This is a genomic window from Fructobacillus cardui, assembly GCF_963580785.1.
GTDB lineage: Bacteria > Bacillota > Bacilli > Lactobacillales > Lactobacillaceae > Fructobacillus > Fructobacillus cardui.
In genome coordinates, this window is record NZ_CAUZLS010000003.1 from 167,963 (window position 1) to 180,414 (window position 12,452).

25 protein-coding genes are annotated in these 12,452 nt (G+C 44.5%); all 25 read right to left on the reverse strand.

The genetic code is table 11. The features are described 5' to 3' along the window. Nucleotide 1: 1 nt before the first annotated feature. The 25 genes from AABI20_RS04140 to rplD all read right to left on the reverse strand — a co-directional run bounded on the left by AABI20_RS04140 (nt 2) and on the right by rplD (nt 12,448). Nucleotides 2-946 (reverse strand): DNA-directed RNA polymerase subunit alpha, encoded by a 945-nt coding sequence (locus AABI20_RS04140; RefSeq protein ID WP_338346860.1) that lies wholly within the window; start codon nt 944-946, stop codon nt 2-4. A gap of 46 nt (nt 947-992) precedes the next feature. Then, complete coding sequence (gene rpsK / locus AABI20_RS04145) at nt 993-1,379, reverse strand: 30S ribosomal protein S11 (protein ID WP_047975005.1); 387 nt, start codon at nt 1,377-1,379, stop codon at nt 993-995. 175 nt (nt 1,380-1,554) lie between these two features. After that, nucleotides 1,555-1,926 carry a 30S ribosomal protein S13 gene (gene rpsM, locus AABI20_RS04150; protein WP_047975006.1) on the reverse strand — a complete coding sequence of 124 codons (372 nt, stop codon included), beginning with the start codon at nt 1,924-1,926 and terminating at the stop codon, nt 1,555-1,557. Nucleotides 1,927-2,004: 78 nt separating this feature from the next. Beyond that, nucleotides 2,005-2,124, reverse strand: coding sequence for a 50S ribosomal protein L36 (gene rpmJ / locus AABI20_RS04155; protein WP_074717856.1), 120 nt, complete (start codon nt 2,122-2,124; stop codon nt 2,005-2,007). 50 nt (nt 2,125-2,174) lie between these two features. Continuing rightward, complete coding sequence (gene infA, locus AABI20_RS04160) at nt 2,175-2,390, reverse strand: translation initiation factor IF-1 (protein ID WP_010691205.1); 216 nt, start codon at nt 2,388-2,390, stop codon at nt 2,175-2,177. Between the two features lie 99 nt (nt 2,391-2,489). After that, entirely contained in the window at nt 2,490-3,056 is a 567-nt protein-coding gene (locus AABI20_RS04165) for an adenylate kinase (RefSeq protein WP_047975007.1), read from the reverse strand. A 23-nt stretch (nt 3,057-3,079) separates the two neighbouring features. Next, nucleotides 3,080-4,378, reverse strand: coding sequence for a preprotein translocase subunit SecY (gene secY / locus AABI20_RS04170; RefSeq protein ID WP_047975008.1), 1,299 nt, complete (start codon nt 4,376-4,378; stop codon nt 3,080-3,082). 1 nt (nt 4,379) lies between these two features. After that, the gene (rplO, locus tag AABI20_RS04175) at nt 4,380-4,814 is read right to left on the reverse strand and encodes a 50S ribosomal protein L15 (protein WP_047975009.1); all 435 of its coding nucleotides are present in this window, start codon (nt 4,812-4,814) and stop codon (nt 4,380-4,382) included. Nucleotides 4,815-4,844: 30 nt separating this feature from the next. Beyond that, the gene (gene rpmD / locus AABI20_RS04180) at nt 4,845-5,027 is read right to left on the reverse strand and encodes a 50S ribosomal protein L30 (protein ID WP_047975010.1); all 183 of its coding nucleotides are present in this window, start codon (nt 5,025-5,027) and stop codon (nt 4,845-4,847) included. A gap of 11 nt (nt 5,028-5,038) precedes the next feature. After that, the gene (rpsE, locus tag AABI20_RS04185; protein ID WP_047975011.1) at nt 5,039-5,545 is read right to left on the reverse strand and encodes a 30S ribosomal protein S5; all 507 of its coding nucleotides are present in this window, start codon (nt 5,543-5,545) and stop codon (nt 5,039-5,041) included. Nucleotides 5,546-5,565: 20 nt separating this feature from the next. Beyond that, the gene (rplR, locus tag AABI20_RS04190) at nt 5,566-5,919 is read right to left on the reverse strand and encodes a 50S ribosomal protein L18 (RefSeq protein WP_047975012.1); all 354 of its coding nucleotides are present in this window, start codon (nt 5,917-5,919) and stop codon (nt 5,566-5,568) included. Nucleotides 5,920-6,007: 88 nt separating this feature from the next. Next, complete coding sequence (gene rplF / locus AABI20_RS04195) at nt 6,008-6,544, reverse strand: 50S ribosomal protein L6 (protein ID WP_047975013.1); 537 nt, start codon at nt 6,542-6,544, stop codon at nt 6,008-6,010. 24 nt (nt 6,545-6,568) lie between these two features. After that, nucleotides 6,569-6,967 carry a 30S ribosomal protein S8 gene (gene rpsH / locus AABI20_RS04200; protein ID WP_047975014.1) on the reverse strand — a complete coding sequence of 133 codons (399 nt, stop codon included), beginning with the start codon at nt 6,965-6,967 and terminating at the stop codon, nt 6,569-6,571. Between the two features lie 127 nt (nt 6,968-7,094). Next, nucleotides 7,095-7,637, reverse strand: a complete 543-nt coding sequence (gene rplE / locus AABI20_RS04205) for a 50S ribosomal protein L5 (RefSeq protein ID WP_047975015.1) — start codon at nt 7,635-7,637, stop codon at nt 7,095-7,097. Between the two features lie 40 nt (nt 7,638-7,677). Further along, entirely contained in the window at nt 7,678-7,986 is a 309-nt protein-coding gene (rplX, locus tag AABI20_RS04210; protein ID WP_047975016.1) for a 50S ribosomal protein L24, read from the reverse strand. A gap of 21 nt (nt 7,987-8,007) precedes the next feature. Further along, nucleotides 8,008-8,376, reverse strand: a complete 369-nt coding sequence (rplN, locus tag AABI20_RS04215; protein WP_047975017.1) for a 50S ribosomal protein L14 — start codon at nt 8,374-8,376, stop codon at nt 8,008-8,010. A 51-nt stretch (nt 8,377-8,427) separates the two neighbouring features. Beyond that, nucleotides 8,428-8,694 (reverse strand): 30S ribosomal protein S17, encoded by a 267-nt coding sequence (rpsQ, locus tag AABI20_RS04220; protein WP_047975018.1) that lies wholly within the window; start codon nt 8,692-8,694, stop codon nt 8,428-8,430. A 22-nt stretch (nt 8,695-8,716) separates the two neighbouring features. Continuing rightward, a complete protein-coding gene (rpmC, locus tag AABI20_RS04225) occupies nt 8,717-8,923 on the reverse strand; it encodes a 50S ribosomal protein L29 (protein WP_047975019.1) in 207 nt (68 codons plus the stop codon). After that, on the reverse strand, nt 8,923-9,336 hold the full coding sequence (rplP, locus tag AABI20_RS04230) for a 50S ribosomal protein L16 (RefSeq protein ID WP_047975020.1): 414 nt from the start codon (nt 9,334-9,336) through the stop codon (nt 8,923-8,925). The genes rpmC and rplP overlap by 1 nt, the downstream gene beginning before the upstream one ends. 14 nt (nt 9,337-9,350) lie before the next feature. After that, nucleotides 9,351-10,019 (reverse strand): 30S ribosomal protein S3, encoded by a 669-nt coding sequence (rpsC, locus tag AABI20_RS04235; RefSeq protein ID WP_047975021.1) that lies wholly within the window; start codon nt 10,017-10,019, stop codon nt 9,351-9,353. Beyond that, nucleotides 10,019-10,375 (reverse strand): 50S ribosomal protein L22, encoded by a 357-nt coding sequence (gene rplV, locus AABI20_RS04240; RefSeq protein WP_010691186.1) that lies wholly within the window; start codon nt 10,373-10,375, stop codon nt 10,019-10,021. Before rplV ends, rpsC begins: the two co-directional genes overlap by 1 nt. 14 nt (nt 10,376-10,389) lie before the next feature. Then, a complete protein-coding gene (gene rpsS, locus AABI20_RS04245; RefSeq protein WP_047975022.1) occupies nt 10,390-10,665 on the reverse strand; it encodes a 30S ribosomal protein S19 in 276 nt (91 codons plus the stop codon). Nucleotides 10,666-10,681: 16 nt separating this feature from the next. Then, complete coding sequence (rplB, locus tag AABI20_RS04250; protein WP_338346862.1) at nt 10,682-11,515, reverse strand: 50S ribosomal protein L2; 834 nt, start codon at nt 11,513-11,515, stop codon at nt 10,682-10,684. A 22-nt stretch (nt 11,516-11,537) separates the two neighbouring features. Continuing rightward, nucleotides 11,538-11,825 (reverse strand): 50S ribosomal protein L23, encoded by a 288-nt coding sequence (rplW, locus tag AABI20_RS04255; protein WP_047975024.1) that lies wholly within the window; start codon nt 11,823-11,825, stop codon nt 11,538-11,540. Continuing rightward, on the reverse strand, nt 11,825-12,448 hold the full coding sequence (rplD, locus tag AABI20_RS04260) for a 50S ribosomal protein L4 (RefSeq protein ID WP_047975025.1): 624 nt from the start codon (nt 12,446-12,448) through the stop codon (nt 11,825-11,827). Before rplD ends, rplW begins: the two co-directional genes overlap by 1 nt. Nucleotides 12,449-12,452: the final 4 nt, after the last annotated feature.

The window sequence follows — 12,452 nt, forward strand, 5'->3', positions numbered from 1 at the left end:
ATTAATCTTCTTGACGGAAGCCTAAGCCCATTTCGGTCAACTTCTCTTGAATTTCGTCTAATGACTTACGTCCTAAGTTACGGACCTTCATCATGTCGGCTTCTGAACGATCAGTCAACTCTTCAATCGTGTTGATTCCTGCTCGCTTCAAGCAGTTGTATGAACGAACGGACAAGTCCAAATCTTCGATTGGAGCGGCATCAGCTGCAGTACTTGTAGCCTTTTCCGTTTCAACCATGACTTTAGTCTCTTGGGCAACAGGGGAAATATCCGTGAACAAGTTCAAGTGTTCTGTTAGAATCTTTGAACCAAGACTCAAAGCATCGCTTGGCTTGATTGAACCGTTAGTCCAAACTTCCATGGTCAGCTTATCGTAATCGTCGCGAGAACCAACACGCTTGTTTTCAACGTGGTAGTTAACTCGTTCGATTGGTGTATAAATCGAATCAACCGTTAAAACACCGATTGGCATTTCATCACGTAATTGCTTGTTTTCTTCAGCTGAAGAATAACCCCGACCCTTTACAGCCGTAACGGTCATGTGTAATGACTTTCCAGCTGACAAAGTTGCAATATGCAAATCTGGGTTCAAGACTTCAATGTCAGCTGATCCTGTCAAATCAGCTGCAGTAACGTCCTTTGGTCCTTGAACATCAATTTCCAAAGCGTGCTCTTCAGCTGAGTCCGTAGCGAAAACAACTTTTTTCAAGTTCAAAATCAACTGGGTCACGTCTTCTACGACACCATCAACGGTTGAGAATTCGTGGACCACACCGTCGATTTGGACGGTGTTGACCGCTACGCCAGGAAGCGATGATAGCAAGACACGACGAAGGGAGTTACCCAAAGTCGTACCGTAGCCACGCTCCAGAGGTTCCACGATGAACTTACCGTAGTTGGCATCCTCTTCGATGTTATGAATATCTGGCTTTTCAAATTCAATCATCTGTTAACTCTAACCCCCTCTTTCAAAGCAAGCGCAATGAAATTAATTAAACACGACGACGCTTTGGTGGGCGTGATCCGTTATGGGGAACTGGGGTAACATCCTTGATTGACGTTACTTCAAGACCAGCTGCGGCCAATGCACGAATTGCTGATTCACGACCGGAACCAGGGCCCTTAACCGTAACAGCAACAGTGCGCATGTTAACTTCCAATGCGGACTTAGCAGCTGCTTCCGCTGCTTGTTGAGCAGCGAATGGTGTTGACTTACGTGATCCCTTGAATCCAAGGGCACCAGCTGATGACCAGGCAACAGCGTTACCTTGGGCATCGGTAATCATGACGATAGTGTTATTGAAAGTTGCGTGGATATGTGCCACACCAGATTCAATGTTCTTTTTCACACGACGCTTGCGTGTAGTACGAACTGCCATAATTTTGCCTCCTTTTCAATTTCTTTATAATTTCTCGGGTTAGTGATGACTAACCAACATTACACAACTGTGGTTGTGATAATCATTTCTCACAAAAGTGAGGCTCTTTTAGAAAAGGACAGCAGTCTTGCGACAATATGCCGTTTTCTTGTTAAAGAGATTAGTAAAAAGTCTTTTACTTCTTCTTACCAGCAATTGCCGTAGCTGGGCCTTTGCGAGTACGGGCGTTGTTCTTCGTGTGTTGTCCACGAACGGGCAATCCCTTACGGTGACGAATACCACGGTATGAGGCGATTTCTTGCAATCCCTTGATATCAAGTGATACCTTACGACGCAAGTCACCTTCCAACTGCAAGTTCAAAGCAGCGATAGCTTCACGGATTTGATCTTCTTGATCAACCGTCAAGTCGCGAACTCGAACGTCTTCAGAAACCTTAGCAGTAGCCAAGATCTTTTGGGCAGTTGTATTACCGATTCCGTAGATGTATGTTAAACCAATGACAATTCGCTTGTCACGTGGCAAATCGATACCTTCAATACGAGCCATAACAATTTACCTCCTTTTAATATTTTGAAAGAACTTCTAAGTTCATTTTCAAGCGTTTTTTATCTTTGTAAGTAAAAATTACTTACCTGCGCGTTGCTTGTGCTTAGGGTTAGCTGGACAAATAATCATTGTCCGGCCGTTACGCTTAATCACACGGCAAGATTCGCACATTTTTTTAACTGATGGACGTACCTTCATAATCTATTCCTCCTATTCGGTTAACTGATTATAGACCGCCTCGCTGATTTTTAGCGGAAACGGTAAGTAATACGACCCTTTGTCAAGTCGTATGGTGACATTTCAACCGTGACACGGTCACCTGGCAAGATCCGAATATAATTCTTACGAATCTTCCCGGAAACGTGTGCTAAAATGACCGCACCATTTTCAAGTTCGACTTGAAACATTGCATTTGGCATCGTTTCTTTCACTTTGCCTTCAATTTCAATGACATCGTTGGCCACGCAGATTACCTCCTATGTAACCATCATTCAACATAATCGATAAGGCGGTCAACCTTATTGATTATACCAGGATTCCCCTGAATTATCAAGAAAAGCCTTTTAGTCCAAGGCATTCAAGACCGATTTTACATCAGCGTAAATTCGATCTAATTCACCATTACCATCGATGGTGTGCAAGACACCATGATTTTCATAGTAATCAACCAAAGGCAAGTTGGCCTTCTTGTTGACTTCCAAACGGTGTGCGATGACATCCTTTGTGTCATCGGCCCGTCCCCGGTTCATTAACCGGTCAACCAAAACTTGGTCAGGAACTTCAAAATACAAGGTAGCCGAAACCTTGTCGTTCTTTTCGGCTAAGAATTGGTCCAAGAACTTGGCCTGTTCTTCATTACGTGGGTAGCCGTCAAGCATAAAGCCGTTTTCAACTACGTCAGGTTGTGATAGTCGATCAGCGACCATCGCATTTGTAATTTCATCAGGAACTAAGTTACCAGCATCCATGAAGGCTTTTGCTTGTTGTCCAAGCTCAGTTTCTTCTTTCATGTTGGCCCGGAAGATATCGCCAGTACTAATGTGAACCATTGGGTAGTCAGCAATAATCTTCTCAGCTTGGGTTCCCTTACCTGCACCAGGTAGACCCAATAAAATTAGGTTTTTCGTCATGATTGAACTCCTTTTAAACCAGCTTAACGGATGAAGCCTACGTAGTTCTTCTTTTGCAAGAGACCATCAATTTGACGAATCAAATCAAGGGTAACCCCGATGGCAATCAGCAAAGAAGTTCCACCCAAGCCAATCTTTTCATTAAGTCCCCATACATCAGATGCAATCAATGGTACCAAGGCAACAAAGCCAAGGTACAAAGCCCCAACAAACGACAAGCGTAAGAGCAACTTTGTGACGAACTTTTGCGTTTCGACACCAGGACGAACATCAACAATGTAAGCCCCCTGCTTTTGCAAGTTTTCGGCCAACTTTTCAGGGTTAACCTGTACAAAGGCGTAGAAGTAAGTAAAGAGAATAATCAAAACGGTGTAGAAAATCGCTCCGGTTGTTGTTTGCATGGAGAAAATCTGTTGTAAAATTTTAAACCAGCCAACATTACTATACTTACTCTGGAAGGCGAAGAGAATTGTCTGTGGTGTTGAAATCAATGACGAAGCAAAGATCACAGGAATCACCCCAGAAACATTTAACTTCAAAGGTAGGTAAGCTTCCGCCCCATAGGAGGAAGCTGACCGTGTATATTGGATTTGCAAACGACGACTTGCTTCATAGAACCAAGTCGTAATTCCCACAACCAAAATGATTGCCGTCAGCAAAACCGCCATGAAAATCCAGCCGGTAACCTTGTCGTTGCCACTAGATTGCAGAACATTTTCCTTGAAAATTTCCCACAAACCAGAAGGCGTTTGAGAAATAATTCCAGAGAAGATAATCATGGAAACACCGTTTCCAAGACCCTTTTCGGTAATCATTTCTCCCAACCACATGGCAAAGAAAGTTCCAATTGTCATGACCGACCCAATCAGTAGGAAGGAGGTCACGTTATTGGTCTGCTTCACCAAACCATAGGCGGCTAAGGAGTTGAACCCAGCGGTAATTCCCACTGATTGCAAAAAGGCAAAGATAATGGTCAAGTACCGGGTAGCTTGATTCAGCTTCCGGCGACCAACTTCGCCTTGTTTACTCCATTCAACAAAACGTGGCACGATATCTAACTGCAGCAACTGCACAACAATCTGTGCAGTAACATAAGGCGAGACCCCCATCGCAAAAAGCGAGAAGTTCAGTAAGCCTCCACCCGAGAAAATATTTAAAATATTCAGCAAGCCTGAGCCAGAAACTGAATTCAAGGCAGCAGGATTAACACCTGGAACAGTGATATGAGTCCCGATGCGGTAAACAAAGAGAATCAAAATCGTCCAAAGCATCTTCTTACGAATATCTTTTTGTCGGATTGCATTAAATAGCGTGCGCCACATTTTAGATCACCTCGGTTGTACCACCAGCTTGTTCGATGGCCTTAACTGCAGCAGCAGAGAACTTGTGGGCCTTAATCGTCAACTTCTTTTCCAATTGACCATTACCCAAGACCTTGATTCCGTCTTTTTGGTTCTTTACTACACCGTTTTCAATCAACAAAGCAGGTGTTACTTCAGTGCCGTTATCGAAGTTGTTCAACTTGTCCAAGTTAACAACTGCGAATTCCTTGCGTGAGATGTTTGTAAATCCACGCTTTGGAATACGACGGTACAAAGGCATTTGTCCACCTTCGAACCCAAGACGTGTCTTACCACGGGCCTTTTGTCCCTTTTGGCCTCGACCAGCAGTCTTACCGTTTCCAGATGAAGTACCACGACCCACACGGTTACGTGTCTGGCGTGAACCCAAAGCAGGTTGCAATTCGTTCAAATTCATCGTTTGGTCCCTCCTTTTTCTAAAATTTTTTTATTTTACTTCTTCAACAGCAACCAAGTGAGCAATATGGAAAATTGCGCCACGAGTAGCTGCGTTATCAGGCTTCACCACTGAGCTTGACACACGGTTAAGTCCAAGTGACTTAACAATGGCACGTTGCTTAGGCAAGCGATGAGCCGCACTCTTAATCAAAGTGATTTTCAAATCAGCCATGTTATCGCTCCTTATTCAGCCAAGTGTTCCAATGAAACACCACGTAACTTTGCCACTTGTTCAGCATCCTTCAAGTTGTTCAATGCATCAAAAGTTGCACGAACAACGTTGACAGGAGTTGATGAACCCAATGACTTAGCAGTCACATCGTTGATACCAGCCAATTCCATTACGGAACGAGTAGCACCACCGGCGGCAACCCCAGCACCTTCCTTAGCAGGCTTAACCAGGATCTTACCACCAGCCCATTCACCAAGAACTTCGTGAGGAATAGTAGTACCAACTGTTGGTACAGTGATCAAGTTACGCTTTGCGTCTTCAACGGCCTTACGGATAGCTTCTGGCACTTCTTGTGCCTTACCAGTTCCAAAACCAACGTGACCTTGCTTGTCACCAACGACAACCAAAGCACCGAAGCGCAAACGACGTCCACCCTTAACAACCTTGGTAACACGGTTAATTGCAACAACGTTTTCTTCTAATTCGCCTAATTCCTTAGGGTTTACGAATTCAACCATTTGTATTATTCCTCCTTTCCTTAGAACTTCAAACCGTTTTCACGAGCAGCGTCGGCCAAGGCCTTCACACGTCCGTGATAAACATAACCACCACGATCGAAGACAACTTCTTCGATGTTAGCAGCCTTAGCATTCTTAGCGATCATCTCGCCAACCTTAACGGCTTGTTCAACCTTTGTACCGGTAACATCGGCACTTTGTGATGAGGCACTTGCTAGCGTTACACCCGCTACGTCATCAATTAATTGAGCGTAGATGTTGACATTAGAACGGAAAACGTTCAAACGTGGGCGAGCAGCAGTACCAGAGATCTTGCCGCGGACACGCTTGTGGCGTTGTACGCGAAGCTTATTCTTATCTGGTTTCGTAATCATAGCTGTGCTTTCCTTTTCTTTAAGTGGTTCAACCACTTTCAAATAATCTTTGTTTATTAAATGTAAAACGGGTTAAGAAGCTAAAAGCTTACTTACCAGTCTTACCTTCCTTACGACGGACAACTTCGCCTTCGTAACGAATTCCCTTACCCTTATATGGTTCGGGTGGGCGAATTGCGCGAACTTCCGCAGCAAAATCACCAACTGCTTGCTTTGAGATTCCAGAAATCTTGATAGTCAAGGCATCAGGAACTTCAACAGTCAAACCTTCGCGGTCTTCAAAGTCAACTGGGTGTGAATACCCAACTGACAAAGTCAACTTTGAACCAGACTTTGCGGCACGGTAACCAACACCAACCATCTTCAAAGTCTTTGAGAAGCCGTTAGTAACGCCTTCAACCATGTTTGAGAAGTTTGCAGTAGTCGTACCGTGCAATGCACGGTGCTTCTTATCTTCCGCTGCACGAGTAAATGATACTTCAGTACCATCCATGTGCATCGTGATTTCAGGGTTGATCGTGTAGTTCAATTCACCCTTAGGTCCCTTAACAGTCACAAATTGACCATCTTGCTTAACTTCAACGCCAGCAGGGATCGTAACGATTTTGTTTCCAATACGGCTCATGGTAAGTCTCCTTTCTTAGATATATTACCAAACGTAAGCCAGCACTTCGCCACCGACTTGCTTAGCACGTGCTACCTTATCAGTTACAACACCGTTTGATGTTGAAACAATGGCGATACCAAGACCATTCAAGACCTTTGGCATTTCTTCGGCCTTAGCATACTTACGCAAACCAGGCTTTGAAACACGCTTAATACCAGTGATGACACGCTCTTGATCTTCTCCGTACTTCAAAAATACACGGATAACACCTTGCTTGTTGTCTTCCAAGTATTCTACATCACGGATGAAACCTTCTTGCTTCAAGATCTCGGCAATGCTCTTCTTCATTTTTGATGCTGGAATTTCAACGGAAGCGTGACGCGCCATGTTGGCGTTACGGATTCGAGTCAAAAAATCAGCGATTGGATCAGTCATAGACATCTATCGATATCCTCCTTTTATATTTTGAACGTCATCAAGAATTTGACACGCTCTTAAGTGTTCAAGACACTTGTCACAAACACTTAAAAACGCGCCACCCAAATGAGTGACCGCATTTTTAAATTACTTACTTGGCAAAAGGCATACCCAAGCCAGAAAGCAATTCGAAACCTTCTTCGTCGTTTGCAGCAGTCGTTACAATAACGATGTCCAAACCACGAACGCGGTTAACCTTGTCAAAGTCGATTTCAGGGAAAATCAACTGTTCACGGATTCCCAAAGTGTAGTTTCCGCGACCATCAAAGGCCTTAGAAGAAACACCGTGGAAGTCACGAACTCGAGGCAAAGAGATGTTAATCAACTTGTCCAAGAATTCAAACATACGTTCTCCACGCAAAGTAACCTTTGTACCGATAGCCATTCCTTCACGAAGACGGAATCCAGCGATTGACTTCTTTGCACGAGTGATAACTGGTTGTTGTCCAGCAATCAACTTCAATTCTTCAACCGCTTCATCGAGGTTCTTTGAGTTTGAAACCGCATCACCAACACCCATGTTCAAAACGATTTTTTCGATCTTTGGGGCTTGCATTGGTGAAGTAAAGTTAAACTTCTTGATCAAAGCAGGTTGAACTTCATTAACATATTTTACTTTTAATTCATTTGCCATGATAATGATTTCTACCTTTCAAAATAGATTATAGCTTTTTTTAGCCTAACACATTGCCAGACTTCTTAGCAAAACGTACTTTCTTGCCATCTTCAAACTTGAAGCCAACCTTGGTTGGTTCGTTAGTTGATGGGTCAATCAATTGTACGTTTGATGCGTGGATAGGTGCTTCGATATCGATAACACCACCCTGTGGGTATTCGTTAGAAGGCTTTTGATGCTTCTTAACGAGGTTTACGCCTTCGACAACGACACGGTTCTTGGCAGCAACAGTCTTAGTGATTGTTCCTTCCTTACCCTTGTCCTTACCAGCGATGACGCGAACCTTATCACCTGTTTTTACAAACATGATTGGCTCCTCCTAGTAGTATTAAAGCACTTCTGGTGCCAATGAAACGATTCGCGTAAAGTTGTTGTCACGCAATTCACGTGCGACAGGGCCAAAAATACGCGTTCCAACTGGTGACTTGTCATCCTTAACGATAACAGCAGCGTTTTCATCGAAGTTGATGTATGAACCGTCAGTCCGACGTACGTCAGATACAGTTCGTACGATGACAGCCTTAACGACGTCACCCTTCTTAACGTTACCACCAGGGATAGCTTGCTTGACAGTAGCAACAATCATGTCACCAATACCAGCAACTTTACGGCCAGAACCACCGAGCACTTTAATCGTCAAGATTTCACGTGCGCCAGAGTTATCAGCCACTTTCAAACGACTCTCTTGTTGAATCATGGTTCATCCTCCTTGTTAGCAATAGTTTACGACGATTGGATTAAAGTCCGATTAGAGGATAACTGCCTCTTCAACAACCTTTACCAAACGGAAGTGCTTCGTTGCAGACAAAGGACGAGTTTCCATGATTTCAACGATATCGTTCATCTTAGCGATGCTCTTTTCATCATGGGCCTTGAACTTCTTAGTATAGCGAACTCGCTTACCATAAACTGGGTGGTTGACATAAGTATCAACGGCAACAGTGATAGTCTTGTCCATCTTGTCAGATACGACACGACCACGATAAGTCTTACGAGCGTTACGTTCTTCACTCATTTTTCAGCTTCTTCCTTTCGTCTTATTTGTTGGCTTCTGCCAATTGTTGTGCACGAATGACAGTCTTCACACGTGCGATGTCCTTACGAACTTTTGAAATACGGGCCGTGTTTTCTAATTGACCAGTAGCCAATTGAAAACGAAGGTTGAACAATTCTTCCTTGAATTCGGCTTCGCGCTTTTGCAAATCCGCAAGTGACAAAGCTTTTAATTCATTTGCTTTCGTCATTATTCAGCCTCCCGAGCAATAATCTTTGTACGTACAGGCAACTTGTGTTGTGCAAGACGCAATGCTTCTAAGGCAACAGGCTTAGCCACGCCACCAACTTCAAACATTACCTTACCACGCTTAACTGGGGCAACCCATCCTTCGGGAGCACCCTTACCGTTACCCATTCGAACACCAACACCCTTAGATGTATATGACTTGTGAGGGAAGATCTTAATCCAAACCTTACCACCACGCTTCATATAACGGGTCATTGCAATACGGGCAGCTTCGATTTGACGGTTGGTAATCCAGCTTGAAGTTGTTGCTTGCAAGCCATAATCACCAAAAGCCACCGTCTTTCCACCTTTAGCTTCGCCACGCATGTGACCACGGTGTACACGACGGAATTTAACACGCTTTGGTACTAACATGTCTGCTTCCCTCCTTACTTGTTCTTCTTCTTTGGCAACACATCACCACGGTAGATCCAAGTCTTGATACCCAAGTTTCCGTAAGCAGTAGCTGCTTCGTCCCATGAGTAGTCGATGTCTGCACGAAGTGTGTGGAGTGGAACAGTTCCTTCAGTATACTGTTCGATACGTGACATATCTGCCCCGTTCAAACGACCTGAAACAACAATCTTGATTCCCTTAGCACCGGCACGGCGGGCACGTTGGATAGCACCACGCATTGCACGACGGAAAGCGATACGACGTTCCAAATCACCTGCAACTTGCAAGCCCACCAAGTGAGCTGACAAATCAGGCTTCTTAATTTCAACGATGTTGATGAAGACACGCTTGTGGCGTCCACGTTCGTCAACATTCGTCAACTTAGCTAATTGAGTCCGCAACTTTTCAACTTCGGAACCACCCTTACCAATAACCATTCCTGGCTTGGCAGTGTGCAAAGTCAAATCGATACGTGACTTAGTTGAGCGTTCGATTTCTACGCGATCAACTGAAGCGTCCGTCAAGTTCTCTTCGATGTACTTACGAATACGCAAGTCTTCAAGAAGTTGGTTAGAAAAGTCTGCCTTATCAGCAAACCACTTCGCATCCCAGTCACGGATGACACCGACACGGAAGCCAGTTGGGTTAATCTTTTGACCCATTACTTTTCCTCCTTCTCAGCTACCACAATTGTGATGTGGCTTGTGCGCTTGTTAATTGCAGAAGCAGAACCCTTGGCACGAGGACGGAAACGCTTAAGCGTTGGTCCTTCGTTGGCAAATGCTTCCTTAACGATCAAATCTTCACGGTCAAGTGAAAAGTTGTTTTCAGCGTTAGCAACTGCTGAGTTCAAAACCTTATAAATATCTTCAGTAGAAGTATTAGGCAGGAACTTCAAAATTGCGAATGCTTCGTTGACATTCTTCCGACGAATCGTGTCAAGAACTAAGCGCGCCTTACGAGGGGCAACGCGAACGATCTTGGCGGTCGCCCGAGCTGATGTTACTTGTTCAGCCATTTTTCATTTCCTCCTTACTTAGTCTTCTTATCGTCGTTCTTGTGACCCTTGAACGTACGAGTTGGCACAAATTCACCTAACTTGTGACCAACCATGTCGTCTTGGACATAAACTGGAACGTGCTTGCGGCCATCATAGACTGCAATTGTAAATCCGATAAAACTTGGGAAAATTGTTGAGCGACGTGACCATGTCTTGATCACTGACTTCTTTTCTTGGTCCGCTTGGGCCTCAATCTTCTTAAGCAAGTGTGGGTCCGCAAATGGTCCCTTTTTCAAACTACGAGCCATTAGTTATCTCCTTCCCTTACTTACTCTTCCGACCGCGAACGATGAACTTTGTTGAGTTCTTCTTCTTATCGCGAGTCTTCTTACCAGCAGTCTTCTTACCCCATGGAGAAAGTGGACTTGGACGGCCAACAGGGGCCTTTCCTTCACCACCACCGTGTGGGTGATCGTTAGGGTTCATTACAGAACCACGAACGTGAGGACGCTTTCCACGCCAACGGTTACGTCCGGCCTTACCCCAGTTGATCAATGAGTGTTCTGAGTTACCAACTTCACCGATAGTGGCGCGGTTAGTGCTCAAAACCAAACGTACTTCACCTGAAGTTAAACGAACGATAGTGTACTTACCATCACGTCCCAAAATCTGAGCAGATGCTCCAGCGGAACGTGCCAATTGACCACCCTTACCGTTCTTCAATTCGATGTTGTGAATCAAAGTACCTTCAGGAATAGCACTCAATGGCAAGGCATTACCGACCTTAATGTCGGCATCAGGACCAGATTGAACCTTATCGCCAACCTTAAATCCCTTAGGCGCCAAGATGTAGGCCTTGATACCGTCTTCATAAACGAGCAAGGCGATGTTAGCCGTACGGTTTGGATCGTATTCGATTGCCTTAACCGTTGCGAACTTGTCGTCCTTTGTACGCTTAAAGTCAATAATACGGTAGGCTTGCTTGTGTCCACCAGCCTTGTGGCGAACTGTCATGCGACCTTGTGCGTTACGCGCACCGGTCTTTGACTTCTTTGCCAACAAACTCTTTTCGGGCGTTGACTTCGTGATTTCTGCAAAATCAGAAGTCGTCATGTTACGACGTCCGTTAGAGGTTGGCTTGTATTTCTTGATAGCCAATGTCTTATCCTCCTATTAAAAATTAACCTTCGTTAAAGATTTGAATATCTTTTGAGTCAGCCTTCAAAGTAACGATAGCCTTCTTCATCTTACGAGTGAATCCAACATAACGTCCTTGACGCTTCTTCTTGCCGCGAACATTTGCGGTATTCAAACGTGCAACTTGTACATCGAAGATTTCTTCGATAGCACGCTTGATTTCTGGCTTAGTAGCCCGAACATCAACTTCAAATACGTAACGCTTCATTTCTGTTTGCGCCATTGAAGCTTCGGTAATGATTGGGCGGCGGATAATATCGCGTGCATCCATTAGGCGAGACCTCCTTGGATTTCTTCGATCGCTGCTTGAACAACCACCAGCTTATCAGCGTTAACAACGTCCAAGACGTTGATACCGTTTGTTGTCATCACTTGAACATTTGCCAAGTTACGAGCTGACAACAAAGCGTTTTGGTTACCTTCATCAACGATTACCAAGGCCTTTGAATCAACAGCCAAGTTTGCCAAAACTTCCTTGAAGTTCTTTGTCTTAGCTTCATCAAATGCCAAAGCATCAACTACGACCAACTTGTTGTCAGCCAACTTTTGTGACAAAGCTGACTTCAAGGCTAATTGATAAGCCTTCTTGTTGATCCGGTAAGAGTAAGAACGTGGGGTTGGACCGAATACGATTCCACCACCACGCCATTGTGGCGCGCGGATAGAACCTTGACGGGCACGACCAGTTCCCTTTTGCTTCCATGGCTTACGGCCACCACCAGAAACAGCGGAACGGTTCTTAACCGCATGCGTTCCCTGACGCATTGATGCGCGTTGCATCAAAACTGCGTCAGTAATCACAGCATTGTTTGGTTCAACGGCGAAAACTGCTTCGTTTAAGTCCAAGTCAGCAGCCTTTGAACCATCTTGCTTTAATACAGCAACTTTTGTCATGATT

Coding starts and splice junctions, on each gene's coding strand:
- rpmC (WP_047975019.1), bottom strand. CDS start 8,923: ATGACGAAAGCAAATGAATTAAAAGCTTTGTCACTTGCGGATTTGCAA.
- rplP (WP_047975020.1), bottom strand. CDS start 9,336: ATGTTAGTACCAAAGCGTGTTAAATTCCGTCGTGTACACCGTGGTCAC.
- rplW (WP_047975024.1), bottom strand. CDS start 11,825: ATGGATGCACGCGATATTATCCGCCGCCCAATCATTACCGAAGCTTCA.
- rpsQ (WP_047975018.1), bottom strand. CDS start 8,694: ATGAGTGAAGAACGTAACGCTCGTAAGACTTATCGTGGTCGTGTCGTA.
- rplO (WP_047975009.1), bottom strand. CDS start 4,814: ATGAATTTGAACGAATTGCAACCTGCTTTGGGTTCACGCCAGACACGT.
- AABI20_RS04140 (WP_338346860.1), bottom strand. CDS start 946: ATGATTGAATTTGAAAAGCCAGATATTCATAACATCGAAGAGGATGCC.
- rpmD (WP_047975010.1), bottom strand. CDS start 5,027: ATGGCTGATTTGAAAATCACTTTGATTAAGAGTGCGGCTCATCGCTTG.
- rpmJ (WP_074717856.1), bottom strand. CDS start 2,124: ATGAAGGTACGTCCATCAGTTAAAAAAATGTGCGAATCTTGCCGTGTG.
- rplD (WP_047975025.1), bottom strand. CDS start 12,448: ATGACAAAAGTTGCTGTATTAAAGCAAGATGGTTCAAAGGCTGCTGAC.
- rpsC (WP_047975021.1), bottom strand. CDS start 10,019: ATGGGTCAAAAGATTAACCCAACTGGCTTCCGTGTCGGTGTCATCCGT.
- rplN (WP_047975017.1), bottom strand. CDS start 8,376: ATGATTCAACAAGAGAGTCGTTTGAAAGTGGCTGATAACTCTGGCGCA.
- secY (WP_047975008.1), bottom strand. CDS start 4,378: ATGTGGCGCACGCTATTTAATGCAATCCGACAAAAAGATATTCGTAAG.
- rplV (WP_010691186.1), bottom strand. CDS start 10,375: ATGGCTGAACAAGTAACATCAGCTCGGGCGACCGCCAAGATCGTTCGC.
- rplF (WP_047975013.1), bottom strand. CDS start 6,544: ATGAGCCGTATTGGAAACAAAATCGTTACGATCCCTGCTGGCGTTGAA.
- rplE (WP_047975015.1), bottom strand. CDS start 7,637: ATGGCAAATGAATTAAAAGTAAAATATGTTAATGAAGTTCAACCTGCT.
- rpsM (WP_047975006.1), bottom strand. CDS start 1,926: ATGGCTCGTATTGAAGGTATCGATTTGCCACGTGACAAGCGAATTGTC.
- rpsE (WP_047975011.1), bottom strand. CDS start 5,545: ATGGTTGAATTCGTAAACCCTAAGGAATTAGGCGAATTAGAAGAAAAC.
- AABI20_RS04165 (WP_047975007.1), bottom strand. CDS start 3,056: ATGACGAAAAACCTAATTTTATTGGGTCTACCTGGTGCAGGTAAGGGA.
- rplR (WP_047975012.1), bottom strand. CDS start 5,919: ATGATTACGAAACCAGATAAGAATAAGCTTCGCGTACAACGCCACAAG.
- rpsH (WP_047975014.1), bottom strand. CDS start 6,967: ATGTCTATGACTGATCCAATCGCTGATTTTTTGACTCGAATCCGTAAC.
- rpsS (WP_047975022.1), bottom strand. CDS start 10,665: ATGGCTCGTAGTTTGAAAAAGGGACCATTTGCGGACCCACACTTGCTT.
- rpsK (WP_047975005.1), bottom strand. CDS start 1,379: ATGGCAGTTCGTACTACACGCAAGCGTCGTGTGAAAAAGAACATTGAA.
- rplX (WP_047975016.1), bottom strand. CDS start 7,986: ATGTTTGTAAAAACAGGTGATAAGGTTCGCGTCATCGCTGGTAAGGAC.